The 23,307-nt window shown below is 71.9% G+C and carries 21 protein-coding genes; 11 read left to right on the top strand and 10 right to left on the bottom strand.

What is annotated here, in order from left to right:
* Positions 1–139: 139 nt before the first annotated feature.
* The 3 genes from ACH427_RS18080 to ACH427_RS18070 form a co-directional block, all read right to left on the bottom strand.
* Complete coding sequence (locus tag ACH427_RS18080) at positions 140–1,507, bottom strand: glycoside hydrolase family 5 protein (RefSeq protein WP_398870456.1); 1,368 nt, start codon at positions 1,505–1,507, stop codon at positions 140–142.
* Positions 1,508–1,524: 17 nt separating this feature from the next.
* Complete coding sequence (locus ACH427_RS18075; RefSeq protein ID WP_398870454.1) at positions 1,525–2,487, bottom strand: zinc-binding dehydrogenase; 963 nt, start codon at positions 2,485–2,487, stop codon at positions 1,525–1,527.
* Between the two features lie 380 nt (positions 2,488–2,867).
* Positions 2,868–4,079 carry an NADP-dependent malic enzyme gene (locus ACH427_RS18070; RefSeq protein ID WP_398870453.1) on the bottom strand — a complete coding sequence of 404 codons (1,212 nt, stop codon included), beginning with the start codon at positions 4,077–4,079 and terminating at the stop codon, positions 2,868–2,870.
* A gap of 502 nt (positions 4,080–4,581) precedes the next feature.
* On the opposite strand from ACH427_RS18070, the gene ACH427_RS18065 reads away from it, so the two are divergent.
* From ACH427_RS18065 to ACH427_RS18050, 4 genes are all read left to right on the top strand, one after another.
* Positions 4,582–5,544, top strand: coding sequence for an ABC transporter substrate-binding protein (locus ACH427_RS18065; RefSeq protein ID WP_398870452.1), 963 nt, complete (start codon positions 4,582–4,584; stop codon positions 5,542–5,544).
* Positions 5,545–5,681: 137 nt separating this feature from the next.
* The gene (locus ACH427_RS18060) at positions 5,682–6,632 is read left to right on the top strand and encodes an amino acid ABC transporter permease (protein WP_398870451.1); all 951 of its coding nucleotides are present in this window, start codon (positions 5,682–5,684) and stop codon (positions 6,630–6,632) included.
* Positions 6,629–7,390 carry an amino acid ABC transporter ATP-binding protein gene (locus tag ACH427_RS18055; protein ID WP_398870450.1) on the top strand — a complete coding sequence of 254 codons (762 nt, stop codon included), beginning with the start codon at positions 6,629–6,631 and terminating at the stop codon, positions 7,388–7,390. Before ACH427_RS18060 ends, ACH427_RS18055 begins: the two co-directional genes overlap by 4 nt.
* A gap of 166 nt (positions 7,391–7,556) precedes the next feature.
* Positions 7,557–8,204: a CGNR zinc finger domain-containing protein gene (locus tag ACH427_RS18050; protein WP_398870449.1), complete on the top strand. Its 648-nt coding sequence runs from the start codon at positions 7,557–7,559 to the stop codon at positions 8,202–8,204.
* Here ACH427_RS18050 and sodX read toward each other — a convergent pair.
* Positions 8,090–8,560 (bottom strand): nickel-type superoxide dismutase maturation protease, encoded by a 471-nt coding sequence (gene sodX / locus ACH427_RS18045; RefSeq protein ID WP_398870448.1) that lies wholly within the window; start codon positions 8,558–8,560, stop codon positions 8,090–8,092. The two genes, ACH427_RS18050 and sodX, sit on opposite strands and share 115 nt — an antisense overlap.
* Positions 8,561–8,718: 158 nt before the next feature.
* Here sodX and sodN point away from each other — a divergent pair, with 158 nt between their 5' ends.
* Complete coding sequence (sodN, locus tag ACH427_RS18040) at positions 8,719–9,114, top strand: superoxide dismutase, Ni (RefSeq protein ID WP_398870447.1); 396 nt, start codon at positions 8,719–8,721, stop codon at positions 9,112–9,114.
* 84 nt (positions 9,115–9,198) lie between these two features.
* On the opposite strand, the gene ACH427_RS18035 is transcribed toward sodN, so the two are convergent.
* Genes ACH427_RS18035 through ACH427_RS18025 form a run of 3 tightly spaced genes read right to left on the bottom strand, consistent with a single transcriptional unit; the run spans position 9,199 to position 12,118 of the window.
* The gene (locus ACH427_RS18035; protein WP_398870446.1) at positions 9,199–10,425 is read right to left on the bottom strand and encodes a beta-ketoacyl-[acyl-carrier-protein] synthase family protein; all 1,227 of its coding nucleotides are present in this window, start codon (positions 10,423–10,425) and stop codon (positions 9,199–9,201) included.
* Entirely contained in the window at positions 10,422–10,682 is a 261-nt protein-coding gene (locus ACH427_RS18030; RefSeq protein WP_398870445.1) for an acyl carrier protein, read from the bottom strand. Before ACH427_RS18030 ends, ACH427_RS18035 begins: the two co-directional genes overlap by 4 nt.
* Positions 10,679–12,118 carry a condensation domain-containing protein gene (locus tag ACH427_RS18025; RefSeq protein ID WP_398870444.1) on the bottom strand — a complete coding sequence of 480 codons (1,440 nt, stop codon included), beginning with the start codon at positions 12,116–12,118 and terminating at the stop codon, positions 10,679–10,681. The genes ACH427_RS18030 and ACH427_RS18025 overlap by 4 nt, the downstream gene beginning before the upstream one ends.
* Before the next feature lie 295 nt (positions 12,119–12,413).
* Between ACH427_RS18025 and ACH427_RS18020 the strand changes: the two genes are divergently transcribed.
* A complete protein-coding gene (locus ACH427_RS18020; protein ID WP_398870442.1) occupies positions 12,414–12,998 on the top strand; it encodes a DUF3592 domain-containing protein in 585 nt (194 codons plus the stop codon).
* A 120-nt stretch (positions 12,999–13,118) separates the two neighbouring features.
* On the top strand, positions 13,119–13,502 hold the full coding sequence (locus ACH427_RS18015; RefSeq protein WP_398870441.1) for an ATP-binding protein: 384 nt from the start codon (positions 13,119–13,121) through the stop codon (positions 13,500–13,502).
* A gap of 59 nt (positions 13,503–13,561) precedes the next feature.
* On the opposite strand, the gene ACH427_RS18010 is transcribed toward ACH427_RS18015, so the two are convergent.
* Positions 13,562–14,434: an RNA polymerase sigma factor SigF gene (locus ACH427_RS18010; protein WP_398870508.1), complete on the bottom strand. Its 873-nt coding sequence runs from the start codon at positions 14,432–14,434 to the stop codon at positions 13,562–13,564.
* A gap of 254 nt (positions 14,435–14,688) precedes the next feature.
* Between ACH427_RS18010 and ACH427_RS18005 the strand changes: the two genes are divergently transcribed.
* Together ACH427_RS18005 and ACH427_RS18000 are read left to right on the top strand one after the other, a co-directional pair.
* Positions 14,689–15,114 (top strand): ArsR/SmtB family transcription factor, encoded by a 426-nt coding sequence (locus tag ACH427_RS18005; protein ID WP_398870440.1) that lies wholly within the window; start codon positions 14,689–14,691, stop codon positions 15,112–15,114.
* Positions 15,098–17,824, top strand: coding sequence for an HAD-IC family P-type ATPase (locus ACH427_RS18000; protein WP_398870439.1), 2,727 nt, complete (start codon positions 15,098–15,100; stop codon positions 17,822–17,824). Before ACH427_RS18005 ends, ACH427_RS18000 begins: the two co-directional genes overlap by 17 nt.
* Before the next feature lie 456 nt (positions 17,825–18,280).
* Here the strand turns inward: ACH427_RS18000 and ACH427_RS17995 are convergent, their stop codons facing one another.
* Together ACH427_RS17995 and ACH427_RS17990 are read right to left on the bottom strand one after the other, a co-directional pair.
* Positions 18,281–19,636, bottom strand: coding sequence for a hypothetical protein (locus tag ACH427_RS17995; protein WP_398870438.1), 1,356 nt, complete (start codon positions 19,634–19,636; stop codon positions 18,281–18,283).
* A 153-nt stretch (positions 19,637–19,789) separates the two neighbouring features.
* A complete protein-coding gene (locus ACH427_RS17990; RefSeq protein WP_398870437.1) occupies positions 19,790–21,295 on the bottom strand; it encodes an LCP family protein in 1,506 nt (501 codons plus the stop codon).
* A gap of 188 nt (positions 21,296–21,483) precedes the next feature.
* Between ACH427_RS17990 and tatA the strand changes: the two genes are divergently transcribed.
* Both tatA and ACH427_RS17980 read left to right on the top strand, forming a co-directional pair.
* Positions 21,484–21,747, top strand: coding sequence for a Sec-independent protein translocase subunit TatA (tatA, locus tag ACH427_RS17985; RefSeq protein ID WP_398870436.1), 264 nt, complete (start codon positions 21,484–21,486; stop codon positions 21,745–21,747).
* 97 nt (positions 21,748–21,844) lie between these two features.
* Positions 21,845–23,224 (top strand): alkaline phosphatase, encoded by a 1,380-nt coding sequence (locus tag ACH427_RS17980; protein WP_398870435.1) that lies wholly within the window; start codon positions 21,845–21,847, stop codon positions 23,222–23,224.
* Positions 23,225–23,307 lie beyond the last annotated feature (83 nt).

The following is a 23,307-nucleotide window of genomic DNA, read 5'->3' as shown; positions in this document are numbered from 1 at the left end:
AAGCCGTGTTGCGGGGTCTGGGGCGACAGCCCCCCACGCGGCGGAGCCGCACATCAGATGCGGCCGGGAAGGGGCGGGGCCGGGGAAAAGCCCGCCGCAGGCCGACGAACCCGCACCCGGAAGGCCGGCGCACCCGCCGTCACGCGCCCCGCACCGTCACCACCACCCGGCCCCCACCCCACGCCCGGACGAAAAGCCGCCGCCCCACCCGGTCCGCAGAAGCCCCCGCCACAGACACCCGCCACCTCCACGAAGCGCCCGGCAAGGACACCACGGAAACCCCCGCCCCCACCCCCTCGTACACGAGCCGGTACCCACCCGCCCCGTAGGACTCCCCCGACACCCGCCCCGCCACCGCCTCCGCGTACGGCCGCACCAGGCGGCCCTTGCTCGCGGGGAAGCGGCCGGCCCCGTCGACGGCGCAGTATCCGCCCCCGTAGCACCACACATAGGCCGCCCACCCGGAGGCGTAGCGCGAGAGGGAGGCCAGCGCGTCGTCGTAGAAACGCGGCATGTTGGGGAGGGCGGAGTTGAGCGGCCCCCACTCTCCGATCACGACGGGGACGTGCTGCTCACGGGGGTAGCGGGTCACCGCGGACTCGTACGCCTCGATCCAGTGGGCGGACGGGTCGTAGTCCTGGCCGGACTCCATCGCGGTGTTGTAGAAGTGCGGGGCGTAGACGACCTTCGGGTCATGGACGCGGCCGAGGCCGGTGGGGACGGCCTCGCCGACCGCGGGGGTCGGTTCCACGAAGAGGTGGTGGCGCCGGTCGGCGCGGCGGACCGCCGCCGCGAGACGGTTGTACATCGGGGTCAGCTGGTCCCGTTCGATGCGGCGGGCCGCAGTCGGCGGGTCCTCCCCGGAACGCGGCTTGCCCATCGGCTCGTTGATCAGGTCGTAGCCGAACACGGCGGGGTGGCGGCCGAACCGGCCGGCGAGCAGCTGCCACATCCGGGCCTGGGCGAGGCGCAGGTCGGCGTCCTCGTAGAGGTGCTCGAAGGCGGCCTGCACGGCGGGCTCGTAGTATTCGCTGAACCAGTCGCCGGGGTGCGGGACGTACGGCAGGCCGTCGGTGCGCGTGGCCCACTCGGGGATGCCCCGGTGGCCGCCGAAGGCGGGCCCGAAGACGTCCTGGTGGGCGTCGATCACGACCCGGACGCGGTAGCGGTGCGCCCAGTCCAGGATCCGCTCGATCCGGCGGAGGCAGCGCTCGCTGTACTGCCCGGGCCGTGGCTCCAGGTCGTCCCAGAAGACCAGCAGCCGCGCCAGGCCGAACCCGGCGGCGGCCATGTCGCGGAAGTGCCGTTCGGTGATGCCGGTGAGGGCGTCGGCGCCGCGGTGGGTCTTGTCCTCGACGTTCCAGCCGCGCAGGTCGAGGACCCGCCCGCGCTCGTCGGTCAGCCTCGGGACCGCGTCCGCGTCCGGCGTACGGGCCCCGGCGCTGCCCGGGACGAGGAGGCCCAGCACCGCGGCGAGCGCGGTCACCGTCGCTCGCAGCCTGCGCACGGGCCTCCCCCATGGGGCTAGACGGTCAGGACCACCTTGCCGAACAGATCGCCGCCGGCCATCTTCTCGAAGCCCTCCCGCGCCCGGTCAAGGGGCAGGACGGAGTCGATCACCGGCCGTACGCCCGTGGCCGCGCAGAAGCTCAGCAGACCGGCCAGCTCCTCCTTGCTGCCCATGGTGGAGCCGACGACCTTCAGTTCGAGGAAGAAGATGCGGTTGAGCTCGGCCGACGCGGGGCTCTGGCCGCTGGTGGCACCGGAGATGACGAGCGTCCCGCCGGGCTTGAGCGACTTGACGGAGTGCGACCAGGTGGCGGCGCCCACCGTCTCGATGACGGCGTCGACGCGGTGCGGCAGCCGGGCCCCCGGCTCGAACGCGCCCTCCGCGCCCAGCTCCACGGCGCGCCGCCGCTTGGCCTCGTCACGGCTGGTGGCGAACACCCGCAGCCCGGCCGCGGCCCCGAGCGCGATCGCCGCGGTGGCCACGCCACCGCCCGCGCCCTGGACGAGGACGCTGTCGCCGGGGCGTACGTCCGCGTTGGTGAACAGCATGCGGTACGCGGTCAGCCACGCCGTCGGCAGGCAGGCGGCCTCCTCGAAGGAGAGCTCCTTCGGCTTCGGCAGGACGTTCCAGGCGGGGACGGCCACGCGCTCGGCGAACGTGCCCTGATAGCGCTCGGTGAGGATCGTGCGCGGCTCGCGCGGGCCCACGCCGTGCCCGGTCTGGCCGATGACGGAGTGGACGACGACCTCGTTGCCGTCCGCGTCCAGACCGGCGGCGTCGCAGCCGAGGATCATCGGCAGCGCTTCCGCACCGAGCCCGACGCCGCGCAGCGACCACAGGTCGTGGTGGTTGAGGGAGGCGGCCTTGACGTTGACCACGGTCCACCCCGGGGGCGCCGCGGGCTCGGGGCGCTCGCCCAACTCCAGGCCGTTGAGGGGGGCGTCGCGGTCGATGCGGGTGGCGTAGGCGGCGAACATGATCCGAACCTAGCGCCGGGGGTGGGGCCGGTGGAACCACGCGGGGCTGTGACACGCGCCCCAGCGGACGTTGCCGCGTGCGGGTCGGTTGTGCGGGTGAGCCCCCGGACCCCGCAACACGCTTCGCGCGTTGTCCTCAATCGCCGGACGGGCTGAATGTGCCGGCCGCGGTCCACACATCCAGCCCGTCCGGCGATTGAGGACGCGTCCGAAGGACGCTCCCGCCGCAGGCGGCAACGAAACCCGCGGCCGGGGGCCTGGGGCACGCGCCCCCCACGCGGCGGAGCCGCACATCAAATGCGGCGGGACGGGGCGGGGTGGGGAAAGGCCCGCCGCAGGCGCAGCCGAGCCGCAGCCCACGGCGGGCCCCACGCCGCAGATCAGCCCCGGGCCACACCCTCCGCCCGAGCCGCCGCCGCGACAGCCGCGGTCACAGCGGGAGCGACCCGCTCGTCGAACGGCGAGGGAATGACGCACTCGGCACTGAGCTCATCCGCCACCACCGCGGCCAGCGCCTCCGCCGCGGCGAGCTTCATGCCCTCGGTGATCCGCGAGGCCCGCACCTGGAGCGCACCCGCGAAGATCCCGGGGAAGGCGAGGACATTGTTGATCTGGTTGGGATAGTCGCTGCGGCCCGTGGCGACGACGGCCGCGTACTTGCGCGCGACATCCGGGTGGATCTCCGGCGTCGGGTTGGCCATGGCGAAGATCAGCGCGTTCTCGGCCATGGTGGCGACGGCCGGCTCCGGGACCGTACCGCCGGAGACGCCGATGAAGACGTCCGCGCCCGCCAGCGCCGTCTCCAGGGAGCCGGAGAGCCCGGCCTTGTTGGTGAAGCCGGCGAGTTCGCGCTTGACCGGGTTGAGGTCCTCGCGGTCCGTGGAGACGATGCCCTTGCGGTCGCACACCGCGACGTCGCCGATGCCCGCCTCCACGAGGATCTTGGCGATGGCCACACCGGCCGCGCCGGCGCCGGAGATGACGGCGCGCAGGCGGCCGAGCGGACGCTCGGTGAGCGTGGCCGCGTTGCGCAGCGCGGCGAGGGTGACGACGGCGGTGCCGTGCTGGTCGTCGTGGAAGACCGGGATGTCCACCCGCTCCTGGAGCCGGCGCTCGATCTCGAAGCAGCGCGGCGCGGAGATGTCCTCCAGGTTGACGCCGCCGAAGGAGGGCGCGAGCCGGGCGACGGTCTCGACGATCTCGTCGACCTCCCGGCAGTCGAGCGCGATCGGCACCGCGTCGACGCCGCCGAACTGCTTGAAGAGGATCGCCTTGCCCTCCATCACGGGCAACGACGCCTCCGGCCCGATGTCACCGAGCCCGAGCACCGCGCTGCCGTCCGTGACGACCGCGACGACCTTGGACTTCCAGGTGTAGTCGTGGACGAGCTCCGGCTGTTCGGCGATGGCGCTGCAGACCTTGGCCACGCCTGGTGTGTAGGCGAGGGACAGGTCGTCCCGGTCGCGCACGGGCACGGTCGCCTGGATGGCCATCTTGCCACCACGGTGCAGCGCGAAGGCCGGATCGAAGAGCTCGTCCTGAGCTTCGTCCGCACCGTGGGCGCCGCGAGGATTCACAATCTCCGCTGCCACTTTTATTGACCCCTTTGTCGAATAAGTGTCGAGGGTAGCCGCCCGAGGTAGCGGACCGCCGGGCGCGCCGCACATGCGCCCTGGAGCCCCGGGTCCGGGGGTATGGCTGATCTTTCTACCCGATGAGCGCCGCGGCCGCCGTGTGAGTTCCGGGACTCCGTCGGGTCGCGGCACCGCACAAGCACGTCGAAAGCGTGTCGACTGGTGCCGGAAGTCCATGGGGTGAGACAAGGGGTGCGTGATATGGGTCTCGCACCGCAGAGGCAGGCCGAAGCCCGGTAGTGCGAACCGGCCTGGTAGCGCACGGGGATCGCCCGTTATCCGATTTTGACATAGCAGGCCCCCCGAACGGTGCAGTCCAGATGGCAAGATGCCCAAATCACACGAGGTCGCGAACACCCGATGGTGTGTGCTTGCGCCCCCGTATGTCTCCCCGTGTGAAACCCGTGTGACCAGCAGTGTGACCAGTCGGCTATCCCCTCACCCGCAGGAGGAACCAGCAATGACCGCAAGCACCACCCCCCGCCCGGCTGCCGCCAGGAGTCGTTTGGCCGCCGCCGGCGCGATCGCGGTCGTCGGCGCCCTGCTGCTGACCGGCTGTGGCGACCAGCGGAACAAACACGGCGGGTCCGGGCAGGGCGCCGCGGGCTCCACGGCCCCGCTCTTCGCCGAACTCCCCAAGGAGATCCAGGCGTCGAAGGTCATCAAGGTCGGGTCCGACATCGCCTATCCGCCGGTGGAGTTCAAGAAGGACGGCAAGACCGTCGGGATCGACCCGGATATCGCCGACGCCCTGGGCAAGGAACTCGGCGTGCGGTTCGAGTTCGACAACGGCACCTTCGACGCGCTGCTGACCGGTCTGCGCTCCAAGCGTTACAACATCGCGATGTCGGCGATGACGGACTCCAAGGACCGGCAGAACGGTGTGGACCCGAAGACGGGCAAGAAGGTGACCGAAGGCGTCGACTTCGTCGACTACTTCACCGCCGGCGTCTCCATCTACACCAAGAAGGGCGACACCAAGGGGATCTCGTCCTGGGACGACCTCTGTGGCAAGAAGATCGCCGTGCAGCGCGGCACCGTCTCCAACGACCTGGCGAAGTCCGAGTCCGACAAGTGCGACAAGGCGGGCAAGGGTGGCATCAGCATCGAGGCGTTCGACACCGACGTGGAGGCGCAGACCCGCCTGAAGGCCGGTGGCGTCGACGCGGTCTCCAGCGACTTCCCCGTCGCGGCCTACGCGGTGAAGACCGCGGGCGGCGGCAATGACTTCGAGACGGTCGGCGACCAGGTGCAGGCGGCGCCCTACGGCATCGCCGTACCCAAGGAGGCCGCCCAGCTGCGGGACGCCCTCAAGGCCGCCCTTGACGCGATCATCAAGAACGGTACGTACGAAAAGGTCCTCAAGACCTGGGGCGTCGAGGCCGGCGCGGTCAAGGAAGCCAAGATCAACGGCGGTTCCTGACCCGGCCGCCCCGGGCCGTCGCCGCCGCGCCGCCGCCCCTCCCCCTGGGCGGACGGTCTCCCCCGCCGCACGCGCGGCGGACGGCCCGCCCGGCGCCCCCTCTCCTCCCCCGATACGGACCGCTGAAAGGCCATACCGTGACTGCTGCACCCGAAAAGACGGGGCCCGCCGACGCCCCGCCCCCCGGTCGTGAACCGGAGACCATCAAGGCCATTCCGGTGCGGCACTACGGGCGGTGGATCTCCGCCGTCGTGGTGCTCGCGCTGCTGGGTCTGCTGGTCAACGCCTTCGCCGGCGCGAAGGTGAACTACCACGCCATCCCGGACTACTTGTTCAACTCCTCGGTCCTCACCGGCCTCGGCAAGACCGTCCTGATCTCGGTGCTCGCCATGCTGCTGGGCCTGGTGCTCGGCATCGTGCTCGCGGTGATGCGGCTGTCGAAGAACCCGGTGACCTCGTCGGTCTCCTGGGCCTACATCTGGTTCTTCCGCGGCACCCCGGTCTACGTCCAGCTGCTGCTCTGGTTCAACCTCGCGCTGATCTTCCCGGAGATCAACCTCGGCTTCATCTACCGCGACTACACGAGCTCCTTCATGACGCCCTTCATGGCCGCGCTGCTGGGCCTCGGGCTCAACGAGGCCGCGTACATGTCGGAGATCGTCCGGGCCGGCATCCAGTCCGTCGACGAGGGGCAGACCGAGGCGTCGCACGCGCTCGGCATGAGCCAGGGCAAGACGCTGCGCCGGGTCGTGCTGCCGCAGGCGATGCGCGTCATCGTGCCGCCGACCGGCAACGAGTTCATCAACATGCTCAAGACCTCGTCGCTGGCGGCGAGCGCGGCGCAGTACCTGGAACTGCTGCGCTCCACCTCCGACATCGGGCAGACCACGGGCGCCACGGTGGAGATGCTCTTCCTCGCCGCGACCTGGTACCTGATCCTGACCAGCGTGTTCAGCGTCGGCCAGTTCTATCTGGAGCGGTACTACGCGCGCGGCTCGCTGCGCAGCCTGCCGCTCACCCCCTGGCAGAAGGTCAGGGCCAATCTGGCGGCGATCGGCCAGCGCTCCACGGAAGGCGTCAGCGCATGAACGCGATGGTGAAGGCCGAGGGCGTGCACAAGTCCTTCGGCGCAGCGCACATCCTCAAGGGGATCGACCTGGAGGTCGCCCAGGGTGAGGTGTTCTGCCTGATCGGCCCGTCCGGCTCGGGCAAGTCCACCTTCCTGCGGTGCATCAACCACCTGGAGAAGATCAACGCCGGGCGGCTGTACGTCGACGGCGAGCTGGTCGGCTACCGGCAGAAGGGCGACAAGCTCTACGAGCTCAAGGACAGCGAGGTGGCCCGCAACCGCCGGGACATCGGCATGGTCTTCCAGCGCTTCAACCTCTTCCCGCACATGACGGCGCTGGCCAATGTGATGGAGGCGCCGATCCAGGTGAAGGGCGAGTCCAAGGCGGCGGCCAAGGAGCGGGCCGTGCGGCTGCTGGACCGGGTGGGCCTGGCCGACAAGGCCGGGAACTACCCCTCCCAGCTCTCCGGCGGCCAGCAGCAGCGCGTGGCGATCGCCCGCGCGCTGGCCATGGAGCCGAAGCTGATGCTCTTCGACGAGCCCACCTCGGCCCTCGACCCGGAGCTGGTGGGGGATGTCCTGGACGTCATGCGCGGGCTCGCCGAGGACGGCATGACGATGATCGTCGTCACCCACGAGATGGGCTTCGCCCGGGAGGTGGGCGACGCGCTGGTCTTCATGGACGACGGCGTGGTGGTGGAATCCGGCCACCCGCGCGACGTGCTCACCAACCCCCAGCACGACCGCACGAAGTCGTTCCTGTCGAAGGTGCTGTAGGGGCTCCGGGGGTCCTGGAGGCGGTGGTGCGGGCGGCCCGTAACCACCGCCTCGGCTTTTGCTCCGAGCTTTGTAATACCCTCGACAGAGAGACGGCTATTACGTTTGCCGGGCGCCCGGAAAAAGCCCGTCGGACCGCCGCCCGCACCACCCATAAGGACCAAAAGTGGAACTGGCCTATTACTCGGACTATGCCGTGCGGCTGGTCAACACCGAGGAGCCCGCACGCGGCACCGACACCCTCACCTCCGTCGACGCGGTGCGCGAACTCTTCGGCGCCGGGGCCCAGGCCGCGCGCCGCGCGTCCGACAGCGACGTCACCCGGCTGCGGTCCGTACGGGCCCGGCTGCGCGCGGTCTTCGAGGCCGCCGACGCGGGCGAGGAGGTGCGGGCCGTGGACCTGCTCAACGCCCTGCTGATGGAGTTCCCCGTCAGCCCGCAGATCTCCGGCCACGAGTACCGCGACGCGGACGGCCGCCCCAAGTGGCACATGCACATCGCCGACCACGCGGCCAACGCCAGCGCCTCCTACACCGCGACCGCCTGCATGGGCCTGGCCGTCCACCTCACCGAGCTCGGCGTCGACCGGCTGGGCATCTGCCAGGCCGCCCCCTGCCGCAACGTCTACCTCGACACCTCGACCAACCGCTCGCGCCGCTACTGCTCCGACCGCTGCGCGACCCGCGCCAACGTCGCCGCCTACCGCGCCCGCAAGCGCCTGGAGAGCCGGGAGGCCGAGGCCGCGACGGGCACCGCCCGCACCGGCCGCAGCGCGGACGCCAGCCACGACAGCAGCGCCCCCACCGACCGCTGACCCGCCCCCGGCGGGCGCCGCAGCCGCACCCAGGCGCGGGCCACCACGAACTCCTCGGGCACCGTGCCGAACTCGCGGCTGTCGTTCTCCACCAACGGGTTGTCCCCCATCACCCACCAGCCGCCCTCGCGCCGCTCGACCGCCCGCTTGACGATCAGCAGGTCCTGCCGGAACGGATGCCGCAGCACCACCACGTCCCCCGGCCGGACGGCTGCCCCGTACTGCACGACGAGTTGGTCACCGGGGTTCAGCGTCGGCACCATCGACGGGTTGTAGACCTCGGCCAGCCCGATCCGCAGCAGTCCGCGACGCTCGCGGTCCTGCTCCTGCCCGCGCTCGTCCACTTGCTCCTGCACCTCGGCACCTCCCGGTCCGTTTTTCCTCCACCTGTCACGGCGGCAGTTCCAGACTGTCACCGGACTTTTGTCCTAAGCCCCCCGGGGCACCCGAGAAAAGCCTTCCCACACCGAGTAATCTCGCACCTGAGAAGACGATCACGAGGAAGGACAGTTTTATGCTCTCCCGCCTGTTCGCCCCCAAGGTGCAGGTCAGCGCGCACTGCGACCTGCCGTGCGGCGTTTATGACCCCGCCCAGGCCCGTATCGAGGCCGAGTCGGTCAAGGCAGTCCAGGAGAAGTACCAGGCCAACCAGGACCAGGACTTCCGCACCCGCGCGCTCATCATCAAGGAGCAGCGCGCCGAGCTGGCCAAGCACCACGTCTCGGTGCTGTGGAGCGACTACTTCAAGCCGCCGCACTTCGAGAAGTTCCCCCAGCTGCACCAGCTGGTCAACGACACCCTCAAGGCCCTGAGCGCGGCCAAGGCGTCCAACGACCCGAAGACGGGCGAGAAGGCGCTGGAGCTCATCGCCGAGATCGACCGCATCTTCTGGGAGACCAAGAAGGCCTGACCCGGTCTCCTCACGCGCCCGCACCCGGTCCGCCGCTTCCCCCTTCAGGGGCGCCGCGGGCCGGGTGCGGGCGTTTCGGGAGCGCTAGGAAGAGGGCCGGAAGGCCAGGACCTCGTTGTGGCCGCCGAAGCCGAACGCGTTGCTCACCGCGAGGGTGACCTCCTGCTCACGCGCGGTCTTGTGGACCAGGTCCAGCTCGAAGGCCGGGTCGGCCGTCTCCAGGTTGGCCGTCGGCGGGACGAGGCGGTGCTGGAGCGTCAGCACGGTCAGGGCCGCCTCGACCGCGCCGCCCGCGCCGAGGCAGTGGCCGAGCGCCCCCTTGGCCGAGGTGACGCTGGGGGCGTGCGGGAGGACCCGGGTGAGCAGGGCCGCTTCGGTGGAGTCGTTGATGCGGGTGGAGGTGCCGTGCGCGTTGACGTGGTCCACCTCCCGGGGGGCGGCGCCCGCGTCGGCGAGCGCGGCGCGCAACGCGGCCTCGGCGCCGCGGTGTTCGGGGTGCGGGGCCGTGACGTGGTAGGCGTCGCTGGTGGAGCCGCAGCCGGCCAGGACCGCGCGTGGCACCGCGCCGCGCCGCCGGGCGGCGTCCACGCGCTCCAGCACCAGCACCGCGGCGGCCTCGCCGAGCACGAAGCCGTCGCGCGTGGCGTCGAAGGGACGGGCGGCCGTCGCCGGGTCGTCGCGGCGCCCCGAGAGGGCGCCTATGCGCTGGAACCCCACGGCGATCAGGGGGGTGACGGCCGCGTCGGCGCCACCGGCGACCACGACGTCACAGGCGCCTGACAGCAACAGGTCCCGGCCCAGGGCGATGGCGCCGGCCCCGGAGGCGCACGCCGTGGACACGCTCAGGCTCACCCCGCGGGCCCCCAGGTCCATGGAGACCTCCGCCGCGGGCATATTGGGGATCATCTTCGGCACGAGCGCCGGAGAGACCCCCTCGTACCCGTCCCGGAGCAGGTCGCGCTGGCCGTCCTCGCACGCCCGCTGACCGCCGAAGCAGGTGCCGACGACCACGGCCACCCGGGCGCCGTTCCAGCCGCCGGGGTCGAGTCCGGCGTCGCGCACCCCCTCCCGGGCGGCGGCGACCGCCAGTTGGGAGCACCGGTCCGTACGCCACAGGGCCCGGCGCCCGAGGTACGCCGCGGGGTCGAAGTCGGGGACGCGGCAGGAGAAGTCGACGGGCAGGCCCGTGAGCCCGGGGTCGGGCGACGCCGTCGCCCGACCGTCGCGTACGCCCGCCCAGGTGGCCTCCGCCCCGACCCCGGCCGGGGTGACCATGCCGAGGCCGGTCACCGCGACCGCGGGACGGGTCACGGCATCACCCCCAGGGCCGCCCGTCGCGCGCGCTTGTCCTCCAACAGGGCCACCAACTGCGGGAGGGTGTGGTGCGAAGTCACCTCGTCCTCGCCGACCTTGACGTCCAGCTCCCTCCCCAGGGTGTAGAGCAGCTCGATCACCGCGAGCGAGTCCAGGTCCATGGACGCCAGCGTCCCGTCGGCCGCCATCTCTTCGGGAAGCACCTGGAACTTGCTCGCCAGAATCGCTTCCACGGTCTCCCTCACTGGGATCATGCAGTCTCTCCTGTGGCACTCGATGGGTCGGCGAAGACGTAGTCACCTGTCTTCGCCACGCTGTGGAGCACGTCCCGCACACGGTCGACGAAAAAGGCGACGTTGGTTCCGGCGAGCTCGGTATCGGGATGGCGTGCGGTGAACCGCACGCCATCATGGGTGCGGTTCACCCAGATGTTGGCCTTGTTGCCGCAGGTCATCCGGAACAGCGCCCGGGCGTTCCATTCGGTCCACCGCCGCGAACCGGGGACCACCCGCATGTCGGTGAAGGAGACGAACGGGAAGAACTCCGGCATCGCGCGCTCCACGTCCCCTTCCAGGCCGAGGAGTTCCATGACCCGGAGGAACGGCACCCGGGTGAGGCGCATCGCCGTCCTGGCGGCCCGGTGCGCACCGGGCACGACCTCCTGGAACGTCTTCGCCGTGCCGAGGCCGATCTCGACCGGGCCCAGCCCGATGTACCAGCCCATCGAGCGCACCCACTCCGGCCGCGAGCGGGTGTGCATCGGCATCACGGTCCGGTAGACCTGTGCACCCGTGAGCTGGTGGGCGGCGATGGCGCAGGCCGCGAGCAGTCCGGCGAGGAAGCCGCCGTCCGCCGCGTGGCAGATCTCCTCGACCGCCTCGGCCTCGGCCGCGTCCACCAGCCAGGTGTCCAGCAGGGTGTGCGGCACCCGGTCGCCCTCGGCGACCCCGAGGTCGAGGGGGAAGCCCGGCATCCGCCCCCCGCCGTTCTCGACGAAGCGGCTCCAGTCCGCGACGGCCGGATGGCCGGCGCCGACCTGCTCGGCGGTGGCACGCTCCACGGCGCTGTAGTCCGCGTAACCGCCGATGCCTTCGTGCACGACCGTTTCTCCGGCGGCGATCACGGCGTACAGGTCCTGGAGTTCCTGGACGGCCATCGCGACGGAGTAGCCGTCGGCGTGCGCGTGGTCCAGTCCCACGACGACGGTGGTGGAATCGGCGCGCTCCACGGTCTCCACCACGAAACTGGGCAGCTGGAAGGCCCCCGCGGCGCCGTCGATCCGCTCCTGGAGATACCCGCGGATCTCCTCGCCGTCCGCGAAGTCACCCTGGGGCACGTCCCGCACGGCCACCGCGCGGCTGTCGACGGTGAACCGCTCGGGCCTCCCGCCCTCCAGCCGGAAGCCGCTGCGCAGCGTCTCGTGCCGTTCGACCCAGGCGCGCACCGTCTCGCGGAACACCTCGGCGTCGAAGGGGCCGGGGATCTCGAACCCGAAGCCCAGCCAGGCCGGTGTCCGGAGGTCACGTTCTTCGAGCTTCAAGGAGAATCGCAGATGCAGTTCCTGGTTGTACGACAGGGGCGTCGCGTTGCCGGCCGCCCGCGCCGCCTCGTGGAAGGGGGCCGGGTCGAGCGTCCATTCCCTGATCGCGCCGGGGGGCACGTGGTAATCGGCGAGCGTCGTCATCAGCATCCGCGGACCCCGTCCCCGGCGCGACGCCGATCCCAGGGGCCGGTTCCGACAACCCTCGCCACACCCACGTGAAGCCCCCAGATCTCGCCGTCCGCCATATCTCCGCGTTGAGTGCCCAGCGGCGGTCCGGCTCATGGCCTGCGGACCGCCCCCGTACACGGATTGGCGAACTGGCTGCGAAAGCGGTGGCAGGGTGCGCCGCGGTGCCCTATGACATGCCGCGTTTCAACTCATTCGCGCGGAAGACCCGCACCCGCTTGGATACGGGGACACGCATCCGTTCAGTGGGGGATTCATGTTCGACGCATTCGTCCTGGCCGTGCCGGGGCTGATGGCGGCCATCGGCATCGCGGGAATGGTGTGGGCGGTGCTGCGCGTGCGCCGGCTGCGGGCCGCGTGGCGCGGTGGCATCGAGGTGCGGGGGCGCTGCCTGCGGCTGTACGCGACCACGACCACGCGGCGGCAGGGCACGCACGTCTCCTCCTCGACGACGCTGAATCACGTCTACGAGTTCACGACGCCCGAGGGCCGGGTGACGCGGTTCGAGGAGGCGGGCGGGCGCGCCACTGTCGTCGAGGGGGACACGGTGACCGTCCGCTATCCGCCGGGGCGGCCGGACCGGGCGACGGCGCTGCCGCCCGGGGACTCCCGCACGCTGCTGGGCACGGTCGTCCTGCTGGCGTTCCTCACGGTGTTCGTGACGGGGTGCGTGGGCTTCGGCGTCTTCTATCTGTCGGTGTTCAAGCCGGCGAAGGACAAGGTCGTGGAGAAGGTCGAGCACGTCGACGGCGGCGCGGACGGGGTCCCGCACATGACACCGCCGCCGCTGCCCGCGCTGCCGACGGGCCCGCCCGACGGCTTCCCGACCGCGCTGCCGTAGAGCTCCGCGGCAGGACTCCTCCGCAGGCCGGACGCCCGTACAACGGACCCGCGCTTTTCGGTCATGAGTCGGCGATCCATGGGTAGACGCCCTGCGAGGAAGAGATGAGGAGCCGTACAGATGGTCGTGATCGAATTCCCTGACGGGGATGCCGCCGGAGCCCGCCACGCGACGGCGGAGTTCCTGGCCAGGAACTGCCCGTGGGCGGATCTCGACGCCGTGGTGCTCGTGGTGTCCGAGCTGGTGGCCAACGCGATCCGGCACACCGGTGGCTGGTGGCGGCTGTGCGTGCGGGCCGTGCAGGGGCGGCTGGTGGTGGAGATCGCCGACGCCAGCCCCCGCCCGCCCGAGCCGCGCACCCCGGACCTGGCCGGGGGCGGCGGGCTGGGCTGGCACATGGTGGAGCGGCTGGCCCCCCGGCTGGAGGTGGTGGACCGCCGGCCGGAGGGCAAGACCGTACGGGCCACCTGGCTGCGACCGGCTCCGCTGCCGATCGGCATCTGATCCTCTGATCCGGAGCAGGTGATCCGAAGCGGGCCGGTCGCGGGGCTGCGGTGGCGGGGTTATTTCAGCCCGAGCAGGCCGAGCCGCAGCCGGCCGAGGATGCGGGAGAGCAGCCGTGACACATGCATCTGCGAGATGCCCAGCTCGGCGCCGATCTCCGACTGCGTCATCTCCGCGCCGAAGCGCATGCGCAGGATCTGCCGTTCGCGGTCGCTCAGCTCGGCGACCAGCGGCTTGAGGGCGTGGAGGTTCTCCACGCCTTCCAGGGCCGGGTCGATGTCGCCGAGCCGGTCGGCGTAGCTGGTGCCCCCCTGGTCGGAGCTCTCGTCCACGGGCACGTCGATGGACCCGGCGGTATAGCCGTTGCTGGCGACGATGCCCTCGACGACCTCTTCGCGGGTGATGCCGAGGTGCTCGGCGAGCTCGGTGGGGGTCGGCGCGTGGTCCAGCTCCTGGGAGAGCTCGCTGGTGGCCTTGGCCAGCTCGACGCGCAGCTCCTGGAGGCGGCGCGGCACATGCACCGACCAGCTGGTGTCCCGGAAGTGCCGCTTGATCTCACCGACGATGTACGGCACGGCGAAGGTGGTGAACTCCACCTCGCGCGAGAGGTCGAAGCGGTCGATCGCCTTGATCAGCCCGATGGTGCCGACCTGGATGATGTCCTCCATCTGGTCACCACGGCTCCGGAAGCGGGACGCGGCGAAGCGCACGAGCGAGAGGTTGATCTCGATCAGCGTGTTGCGCGCGTACTGGTATTCGTGGGTGCCTTCCTCGAGTTCGGCGAGGCGGTCGAAGAAGAGCTTGGACAGCGCCCGGGCGTCCCGCGGCGCCACCGTCGTCGCGTCCTCGATATACGGCAGCCCTCCGACCGACTCTTCGAACTGCTGCGCAACAGCCGTCGAATGCTCTGTCGTAACCGTGGATGCCGTGATGGTCACGTCGTCCTCCCCAGATCCGTTGCTGACGTCCGCCGCCTACCCGGGAGACCGGCGGGCATGCCTCCTCTTTTTTTCTCAGGGCGAAAACGCTCGCCGTGCGGGCGCGGGGAGGGACGGGAGGGACGGGGGGAACACGGCCGGAACGGGGCGAACGGGCCCGCGGCGCATGTCCGCCCGTCCCGCCCCGCGGCCCCGCCTAGACTGGTCGTGCCGGGCGCCGGATGCCCGACAGGGACGGGAGAGCGACAGTGGCCGCAGGAGTCGGAAGCGTCGGAGGCTTCGAAGGGAGCTTCGGTGAAGGCTTCAACGACCCCTCGACGGAGGTGCTGTCGGAGGCGGCCGCGGCGTTCGGGCTGCTCGCCTCGTCCGCCCGGCTGCATCTCGTGTGGGCGCTGTCCCAGGGCGAGAGCGATGTGAGCGGGCTCGCCGAGCGGGTGGGCGGGGCGCTCCCCGCGATCAGCCAGCACCTGGCGAAGCTGAAGCTCGCGGGCCTGGTGCGGTCCCGGCGCGAGGGGCGGCGCGTGGTGTATCTCGTGGACGACCCGAACGTCGTCACGATCGTACGGCTCATGGTCGGCCAGCTCGTCGACCGCAGGACCGGTGCGGAGGCCGTTCCCGGCGCGGCCGCCGGGTCGCGTGCCGGTTCCGGGCGCCTCCGTGGTCTGGGCGCCTGAGGACCCTGCCGCGGGCGGGTCAGCGGCTGAGGAGAACGCCCGGGAGCGCGCGCGAGGGGAGCACGGCACCGCCCTCGAAGTCCTGCGCACGGTGCGGAGCGGCCCGCGCGGGCTCGTGGAGGCGGAGGCCGAGGAACGCCTCGCGCGGCACGGCGAGAACACCTTCGCCGGGCGCCGCCCGGCCTCCTGGCCGCGCCGCTTCGCCCGCAGCCTGCGCGACCCCTTCACCGCCGTCCTGATCTGCCTCGGGCTGGTCTCGGCGGTCATGTCCGCCTGGGGCACGGCCTGTGTGATCGCGGTCCTGGTCACGGTCAGCTGCGTCCTGCGGTCGACCGGCGAGCACCGCGCGGACCGCTCGGCCGCCGCGCTGCGCGACATGATCGCGACCACCGCGACGGTCCGCCGCCGGCCGAGCGCCGACGCGCCCGCCCTGACCCGCGAACTCCCCGTCGACCAGCTCGTCCCGGGCGACGTCGTGCTGCTCGCGCCGGGCGACCTGGTCCCGGCGGACCTGCGGCTGCTGCGGGCCACGGGACTGACGGTCCATGAGGCGGCGCTGACGGGCGAGTCGACACCGGTGGTGAAGCACGGGCTCGACGTACCGCGGGCCGACGAGCACGCGCACAGCCGTACCCACAGCTGCTTCCAGGGGAGCAGCGTCGTCTCCGGCACGGGTACGGGCGTCGTGGTGGCGACCGGCGCGGACACCATGCTCTCGGGCGCGCTGCCCGACCGGGGCCGTGAGGCGTACGGATGGGGGCGCCGCCCGTCCGCGGCGGCCAGCCCGTTCGACCGGTCGGTGAACGGCATCGCCTGGACGCTCGTACGGTTCATGCTGCTCACCGCCCCGCTGGTGCTGATCGCGGGCGCGCTGCTGCGCGGGCGCGGCCTGGAGACCCTGCCGTTCGCGGTGGCCGTCGCGGTGGGGCTCACCCCCGAGATGCTGCCGGTCGTGGTGACGACCGCGCTGGCCCGCGGCGCCGCGCTGCTCGCCCGGGGCGGCGAGGTCATCGTCCGGCGACTGCCCGCGCTGCACGACCTCGGCGCGGTCGACGTGCTGTGCGTGGACAAGACCGGCACGCTCACCCAGGATCTGCCCGTCGTGACCTGCGCGGTCGACGGCGAGGGGCGGGACGACCCGGCCGTCCTGCACTGGGCCGCGGTCAACGCCCTGTGGACGCTCCAGCTGGCGGAACTGCCCGCGCCCGACGCGCTGGACGAGGCGATCCTCGACGCGGACGAGGAGCGCGGCGGCGGGGTGCTCGGCGCGGACAGCGTGGAGGGGGTGGCCGCGCTGCCGTGCGGGCCGGGCCGCACCCTCGCGACAGCGGTCGTACGCGGCCCCGCCCACTACGCACCCGGCCTGCTCGGCACGCCCGGCAACGTCCGCACGCTGACCGGCGGTCCCGCGCCGGCGAAGCTGCACACGCTGGTGGTCAAGGGCGCGCCGGAGGACGTGCTCCGGCGCTGCGCGCGCGAGGGCCACGCCGGGCTCCCGCTCGGCGACGAGGAGCGGGAGCGGCTCGCCGGACGGGCCGCCGCGCTGGCCGCCGACGGGCTGCGGGTGCTCGCCGTCGCGGTCGCGGAACGGCCCGCGCGCGGGCGGCCGTACACCCCGGCCGACGAGCGCGACCTGACCTTCCTCGGCTTCGTCGGGCTGCGCGACGCGCTCGCGCCCACCGCCGCCGAGGCGCTCGGCGCGCTCGCGCGGCGCGGCGTCACCGTGAAGGTGCTCACCGGCGACCACCCGGGCACCGCCGCCCGGATCTGCCGTGAGCTGGGCCTGGAGCCGGGCGAGGTCGTCACCGCCGACCGGATCGAGGACCTCGGCCCGCCGGAGCTGGCCCGCCTCGCCACCCGTACGACGGTCTTCGCGCGGTGCGCGCCCGAGCACAAGGCCCGGATCGTGCGGGCCCTGCGCGAGGGCGGGGGCCACACGGTCGGTTTCCTGGGCGACGGGGTCAACGACCTGTCCGCGCTGCACGCCGCCGATGTGGGGATCTGCCCGCGGGACGGGGTGGACGTGGCGCGTGAGGCGTCCGACGTGGTGCTCGCCTCGAAGGACCTCACCGCCCTGGAGCGGGCGATCCTGGCCGGGCGCCGCAGCACGGGCAACATCGCCGCCTATCTGCGCATCACCCTCTCCTCCAACCTCGGCAACGTCATCGCGATGCTGGCGGCCGGGCTGCTGCTGCCGTTCCTGCCGATGCTGCCCGCGCAGGTGCTGGTGCAGAACCTCTGCTTCGACGCGGCCCAGCTGGCCCTGGCCTTCGACCGGCCCGGGGCGCACGCGCTCCGGCACCCGGCGGTGCTGCGGCCGCGCGCGCTGTTCCGCTTCATGACCGGCTTCGGCCTGCTGAACGCGGTGGCCGACCTGACGACCTTCGGGGTGCTGGCACTGGCCGTGCACTCCTTCTACGACGAGCGGGGGCAGGCGGCCTTCCACGCGGGCTGGTTCACGGAGAACCTCCTGACGCAGGCGCTCGTGATGCTCCTGCTCCGCTCGGGCCGCCGCCTGGCGGAGGGCGGCGCTCCGGCTCCGATCCGGCTGGCGGCGACGGCGCTGGCGGTGGTGGGTCTGCTGCTGCCGCTGTCGCCGCTGGGGCCTGTGCTGGGGATGACGGCGTTGCCGCCGCTGTATTACGGGCTGATGGCGGGGGTGCTGGCGCTCTACGGTGTGGCGCTGGGGGTTGCCCGACGGCGGGTGTAGGCGGGGTGTTCTTCCCCAGCCCCGCCCCTTCCCGGCTGCGTCTGATGTGCGGCTCCGCGGCGTGGGGGGCAAGCCCCCCCAGACCCCCGCAGCGTTGTGCGCCCCAGACCCCGCGACACGCTTCGCCGCGTTGTCCTCAAACGCCGGACGGGCTGACAAGAAAGGCGCACCCGGGCTGGGAGGAAAGACCGGCGCACCCCACAACCTGGTGTCGCCCTCCGGCGGGAGGGGGTGGGGCTGGAGGGTGGGGTTCTGGAACGCGGTGCGACGTCACGGCACCCAACACGAAAAACGGCAACCGCACCGCGTTCCAGGTCCCCAGCCCGGAAGACCCACCCCCGGCACCCACCGAGGGTCTGGGGCACAAGCCCCACTCAGCGGAGCCGCACAAGCCCCGCCCACCGGACCCGCACAAGCCCCCACCGAGCGGAGCCGCACATCAGACGCACCCCGCCCTCACCAATCGCCACCCCCGAAGCCCCCGTCACCACCGCCACCGAAGCCGCCGCCGTCCCCCCAGCCCCCGCCGGAGAAATCGTCGGAGTTGAAATCGGAGCCGGTGTAATCCCCGCCGTCAGGCCCCGCGTCCGGCGAAGCCGCGTACGCGGGACCGCTGAGGACACTCCCGAGCATCGTCCCGACGAGGAGGCCCGGCAGCAGGCCGCCCCCGAAGTAGCCACCGGCCCACGGGGCGTACGCGGGCCCCGCGTTCCAGTACGGCTGGGGTCCGCTCATGGTCTGGACCTCGCGGGACAGCGGCTCCTGGCCGTCCGCGATCCGGGCGGCGTCGGCGGCACAGGCCGGCACCGTGCGTACGGCACCGCCGGGCGGGGCCCATGCGACGTCCTGGACGGAGGGCCCGTGGCGCGGGTCGAAGAAGCAGGGGACGCGGCGCTCGGGCAGCGGGGACTTCGTGCGGCGGGCGGCGAGGGTGGCCAGGGCGAAGCGGCCCTTGTCGAGGGTCTCGGTCACCGCCGTGACATCCGTCGGCTTCGCGGCGGCGGCCATCTTCGACTTGGCCTCCTCATAGGCGTCGAGGGCCTCCTCGTAGTCCTTGCGCATCGCGTCGTCCGCGCCGGGCTCGGACGGGGAGAAGTCGAGCCGGTCGAGCTCCTCGCCGAAGGCGGTGATGTCCTCGTCGACCACGACCCGCAGCGCGTCGAGCTCGGCGCGCTCGCGCTCCTCCCGCTTCTTGCGGTTGCGGCGGTAGAGGGCGTACGCCCCGGCACCACCGGCGACGATCACCGCGCCGCCGGTGATCAGCCCGGTCGCGCCGACCCCCGTGGAGGCCGAGCCGCCCCAGGAGCCGGGCTCGTGCCCCTTGGCCTGCCGGTCGGCCTGGTCGACGAAGCTGTTGAGCTGGGTCCTGGCGTCGCCGCCGGACCGCTTGACGGAGCCGATCAGATTGCGGGTGGCGTTCCTGGACATCACGCGCGAGTCGGAGGCCGCGTTGATGGCGTCGCCCAGGTGGACCACGTAGACACCGGCGACGCCGACCTTGGTGCGGAGGTCCTGGAGGACGGTGGCCCTGGGATATTCGGAGGCGGCGGGCAGCACGGCGACGAAGACCGGCTTGCCCGCGTCGCGGATCTTCTTCGCGAGCGCCTGGGCGTCGCCCGCGGGCAGCTGGTCGGTCGCCCGGGGGTCGACATAGACCGGGCCCTTGGTCAGCACCGCCGCCGCGGCGTCCAGGCCGGTGGCGCTCGTGTCGGCGCGGGCGGACGGTGCGTACAGCGCCGCGCCCACCAGCACGAACAGGGCGGCGATCAGGGCCGGCAGCGACCTGGGCAGCGCCCGGGGGAAGGCGGGCATGGCGTTGCTCCTCGGGGAAGGACTGCTCATGGAACTCTTCGGGCTCACGGGACTCACTCTGCGCTTACCACCAAAACGGAATATTCAGGCACGGGGTTCCCCCTCGGCCGCTCCTCCTCCCCTTCTTTCCGCCTTTCCCGTCCTTCCCGCGGCTCAGCCGTAGGAGAGGTTGGCGCAGGGGTCGTCGTCCGCCGACCGGGCCTTCTCGGCGACGTCGGGCGAGAGCGTGCCGCTGCCCGACTGTGCCGGGGACGGCGAGCCGGCCGACGCCGACGGGGCGTCGGCCGGCCCGTCGGCGTAGTCGTGGCCGAGGACGATGGAGATGCCGGGCGCGGACGCCCCCCGTACGTACGAGCCGGGGAAGAGCCGGGCCACGGTCCGGGCGTGGTCCACCTCGCCCGGGCCGAACTCGATCACGGTGGTGCCCTGGTCCCGCTCGGCGGCGGTCGAGGTGCCGGTGACGGTGTAGCCGTGCTCTTCGAGGGCGCTGGTGGCCCGCGCGGCGAGGCCCTTGACGGTGGTGCCGTTGGCGACGGCGACGCGCACGCCCTTGCCGGAGACCGGGGCGTCCGCCTGCATGGCCTGCTGCGGCCGCTCCGACGGCGCGGGGCTCGCGCCGCGCTTGCCTCCCGCGTCCTTGCCGTCGATCGTGCGGTCGGCCTTGAGGGAGGCCCACAGGGCGTCGGCGTCGGGCTGCACGATGTCGACGCGGTTGCCCGCGTAACGCCAGGGCACGGTGATGAACTTGATGTTGTGCAGGTCGATGTCCTTGAGCGACATCGCGAAGGACAGCAGCTTGTCGGCCGAGCCGAGGCCGGGGTCGACGGTCATCGACTTGGTGGCCGCGTCGGCGAGCGGGAGCAGGGTGGTGGGGCTGAAGCCCTGCGCACGCACCTTCTTGATCATGCTGGAGACGAACGCCTGCTGCCGCTGTATGCGTCCTATGTCGGAGCCGTCGCCGATGCCGTGCCGCACGCGCACGTAGTCCAGCGCCTTCTGGCCCGAGACGCTCTGCTGCCCCTTGTGGAAGAGGAGGTCGCCGCGCGAGCCGAGGTTCGGGTTGAGGTCGCCCTGATAGACGTCCTTCGGCACGCACACCTGCACGCCGCCCACGGCGGAGGTCATCGAGGAGAAACCGGCGAAGTCGACGACGAGCGTATGGTCCACCCGCAGCCCCGTGAGCTTCTCCACCGTGTTCTGGGTGCAGGCGGGGTTGCCCTTGGCCGTATCGCCCACGGAGAAGGCGGAGTTGAACATCGCCCGGGTCTGCTCGGTCGTCCAGCTGCCGTCGGGCATCTTGCACGGCGGGATGTCCACGAGGGAGTCCCGGGGTATGGAGACGCCGATGGCGTGCTTGCGGTCGCCGTAGACGTGCAGCAGGAAGGCGGTGTCCGAGCGGCCCACGTCGCCCTCGCCGCCGCCGAGGTCCTTGTTGTTCCCCGCGCGCGAGTCGGAGCCGATGACCAGGACGTTCTGCCCGGCGGCGCCCGCGGCCGGGCGGTTGTCGGAGAGGCCGTCCGCACCGAAGGTGCTGATGTTGCCGTTGAGCTTCAGATAGAACCAGCCCATGCCTCCGGCCAGCAGCACCACGAACCCCAGGGCCACCAGGCCGATGGTCCGCATCCGGTGATGCGTGTGCCTGCCTCGGGTGCCAGTCATATGCGAGCCCTCATCCACTCCCCCGCTCCGCGCGTCTCCCCATCGGAGTAGACGGACGAGCACGGCCTTAGGTTGTCCAGTTGCGCAATCTAGCAAGTATGGTGAAGACGGCCGTCATGCAGAAGGCCGTGGAAGTCGGCTCGATAATCGACTCGGCAATCAACGCGGAAGAGAGAGGTGGATCCGTCATGTTTCGCAATGGCCTGGAGCCCTGGCACATCATCGTCGTCGTACTCGTCGCGGTCCTTCTGTTCGGGTCCAAGAAGCTGCCCGACACCGCCCGCGCGCTCGGCAAGTCCATGCGCATCCTCAAGAGCGAGGCCAAGGCGATGAAGGACGAGGGCGGCATCGAGGCCGACCCCGTGGTGACCCCCGCCCCCGCGGCCACGGTGACCACGGCCAACAACGTGACCCCCACCACCACCGCGCACCCCGCCGACAGCCCCAGGTGACCCACGGGCCACTCGGCCGCCTCCTCCGGTACACCCGTCCCTGGTGAGCTTCCCCCGGGCCCGGCGACCCCGCCGGGTCACCGAGGGAGGAAACACCATGGGTTCTCGTCCGTACGGACGCCGTCTCGTCTGGGGCGCCGCCGCCCTGCTCGTCGCCGGGGCCGCGGTGCCCGCGGCGGCCTCCGCGTCGCGGCCTGGCGGCGCCGCGGACGTCTCCGCGCTCAGCGCCGGCCACGGCGCCAAGAAGGCCAAGAACGTCATCCTGCTCATCGGTGACGGCATGGGCGACTCGGAGATCACCCTGGCCCGCGACTACACCGTGGGCGCGGCCGGCCGGCTGAACATGGACGCCTTCCCGCTGACCGGCGCGTACACCACGTACTCCGTCGACAGATACGGCAAGCCGGACTACGTCACCGACTCCGCGGCCAGCGGCACCGGCTGGGCGACCGGGCAGAAGACGGTCAACGGCCGGATATCGAAGTCGCCCGGCACGGACAAGCCGATGACGACGATCCTGGAGCTGGCCCAGAGGAACGGCCTGGCCACCGGCAGCGTCACCACCGCCGAGCTCACCGACGCCACCCCCGCCGTGCTCGCCTCGCACGCCACCGACCGCAGCTGCCAGGGCCCGGCCGACATGAAGGCGTGCCCGGCCGACACCATCGCCAAGGGCGGCCCCGGCTCGATCGCCGAGCAGAGCGTGAACCACAAGGTGGACGTGCTGCTCGGCGGCGGCAGGGCCCGCTTCGACCAGAAGATCACCGAGGGCCCGTACCGGGGCATGACCGTCACCGAGCAGGCGCGAAAGCTCGGCTATCAGGTGGTGACCGACGGCAAGAGCCTCCAGGGCGCCCGCCCCGGCCGGCCCGTGCTCGGCCTCTTCGCCCCCGGCAACGTCCCCGTCGAGTGGACCGGCAAGCCCGCCGCCCAGGGCGGCACGGACCCGCAGCGCTGTGTGACGGGCAACCCCGAGCGCGCGGCCGGCACGCCGAGCCTGGAGGCGCAGACCCGCAAGGCGCTCCAGTTGCTGGAGCGGAAGCAGAAGGGCTCGGGCGACCGGAAGAAGGGTTTCTTCCTCCAGGTCGAGGGCGCGTCGATCGACAAGCGCGACCACGCGGCCGACCCCTGCGGCCAGATCGGCGAGACCGCGTCCCTGGACCGCGCGGTGAAGGTCGCCCGCGCGTACGCCGCCGAGCACCCCGACACCCTCGTGGTCACCACCGCCGACCACGCCCACACCAGCCAGATCGTCCCGCTGGAGGCCAACCCGCCCGGCCTGTCCTCGACGCTGATCACGAACGAGGGGCAGCCGCTCAAGGTGAACTACTCCACCAACACACCCGGCGCCTCGCAGGAGCACACTGGTACGCAGGTGCGCATCGCCGCGCAGGGTCCGCAGGCGGAGCATGTCCTCGGGGTCACCGACCAGACCCAGTTGTTCACCACGATCCGCACGGCGCTGTCACTGCGGTGATTACCGCTCGGTAGGAAGGTGGGCCCGTTCGCCGGTGGCGGCCGGGCCCCTGCGGGTTGTGCCAGTTATACGGGCGGAACATT

This window comes from Streptomyces sp. NPDC020379, assembly GCF_044387105.1.
In the GTDB taxonomy this organism is placed as follows: Bacteria; Actinomycetota; Actinomycetes; order Streptomycetales; family Streptomycetaceae; genus Streptomyces.
Note: the sequence above shows the minus strand (reverse complement) of the source record. Positions and strands in the feature narration are given on the sequence as shown.

Bases quoted from the DNA above. Each gene is read 5' to 3' on its own strand.
- ACH427_RS17995 (WP_398870438.1), bottom strand. From the start codon at position 19,636: ATGCCCGCCTTCCCCCGGGCGCTGCCCAGGTCGCTGCCGGCCCTGATC.
- ACH427_RS18065 (WP_398870452.1), top strand. From the start codon at position 4,582: ATGACCGCAAGCACCACCCCCCGCCCGGCTGCCGCCAGGAGTCGTTTG.
- ACH427_RS17980 (WP_398870435.1), top strand. From the start codon at position 21,845: ATGGGTTCTCGTCCGTACGGACGCCGTCTCGTCTGGGGCGCCGCCGCC.
- sodN (WP_398870447.1), top strand. From the start codon at position 8,719: ATGCTCTCCCGCCTGTTCGCCCCCAAGGTGCAGGTCAGCGCGCACTGC.
- ACH427_RS17990 (WP_398870437.1), bottom strand. From the start codon at position 21,295: ATGACTGGCACCCGAGGCAGGCACACGCATCACCGGATGCGGACCATC.
- ACH427_RS18020 (WP_398870442.1), top strand. From the start codon at position 12,414: ATGTTCGACGCATTCGTCCTGGCCGTGCCGGGGCTGATGGCGGCCATC.
- ACH427_RS18025 (WP_398870444.1), bottom strand. From the start codon at position 12,118: ATGCTGATGACGACGCTCGCCGATTACCACGTGCCCCCCGGCGCGATC.
- ACH427_RS18015 (WP_398870441.1), top strand. From the start codon at position 13,119: ATGGTCGTGATCGAATTCCCTGACGGGGATGCCGCCGGAGCCCGCCAC.
- ACH427_RS18075 (WP_398870454.1), bottom strand. From the start codon at position 2,487: ATGTTCGCCGCCTACGCCACCCGCATCGACCGCGACGCCCCCCTCAAC.
- ACH427_RS18030 (WP_398870445.1), bottom strand. From the start codon at position 10,682: ATGATCCCAGTGAGGGAGACCGTGGAAGCGATTCTGGCGAGCAAGTTC.
- tatA (WP_398870436.1), top strand. From the start codon at position 21,484: ATGTTTCGCAATGGCCTGGAGCCCTGGCACATCATCGTCGTCGTACTC.
- ACH427_RS18055 (WP_398870450.1), top strand. From the start codon at position 6,629: ATGAACGCGATGGTGAAGGCCGAGGGCGTGCACAAGTCCTTCGGCGCA.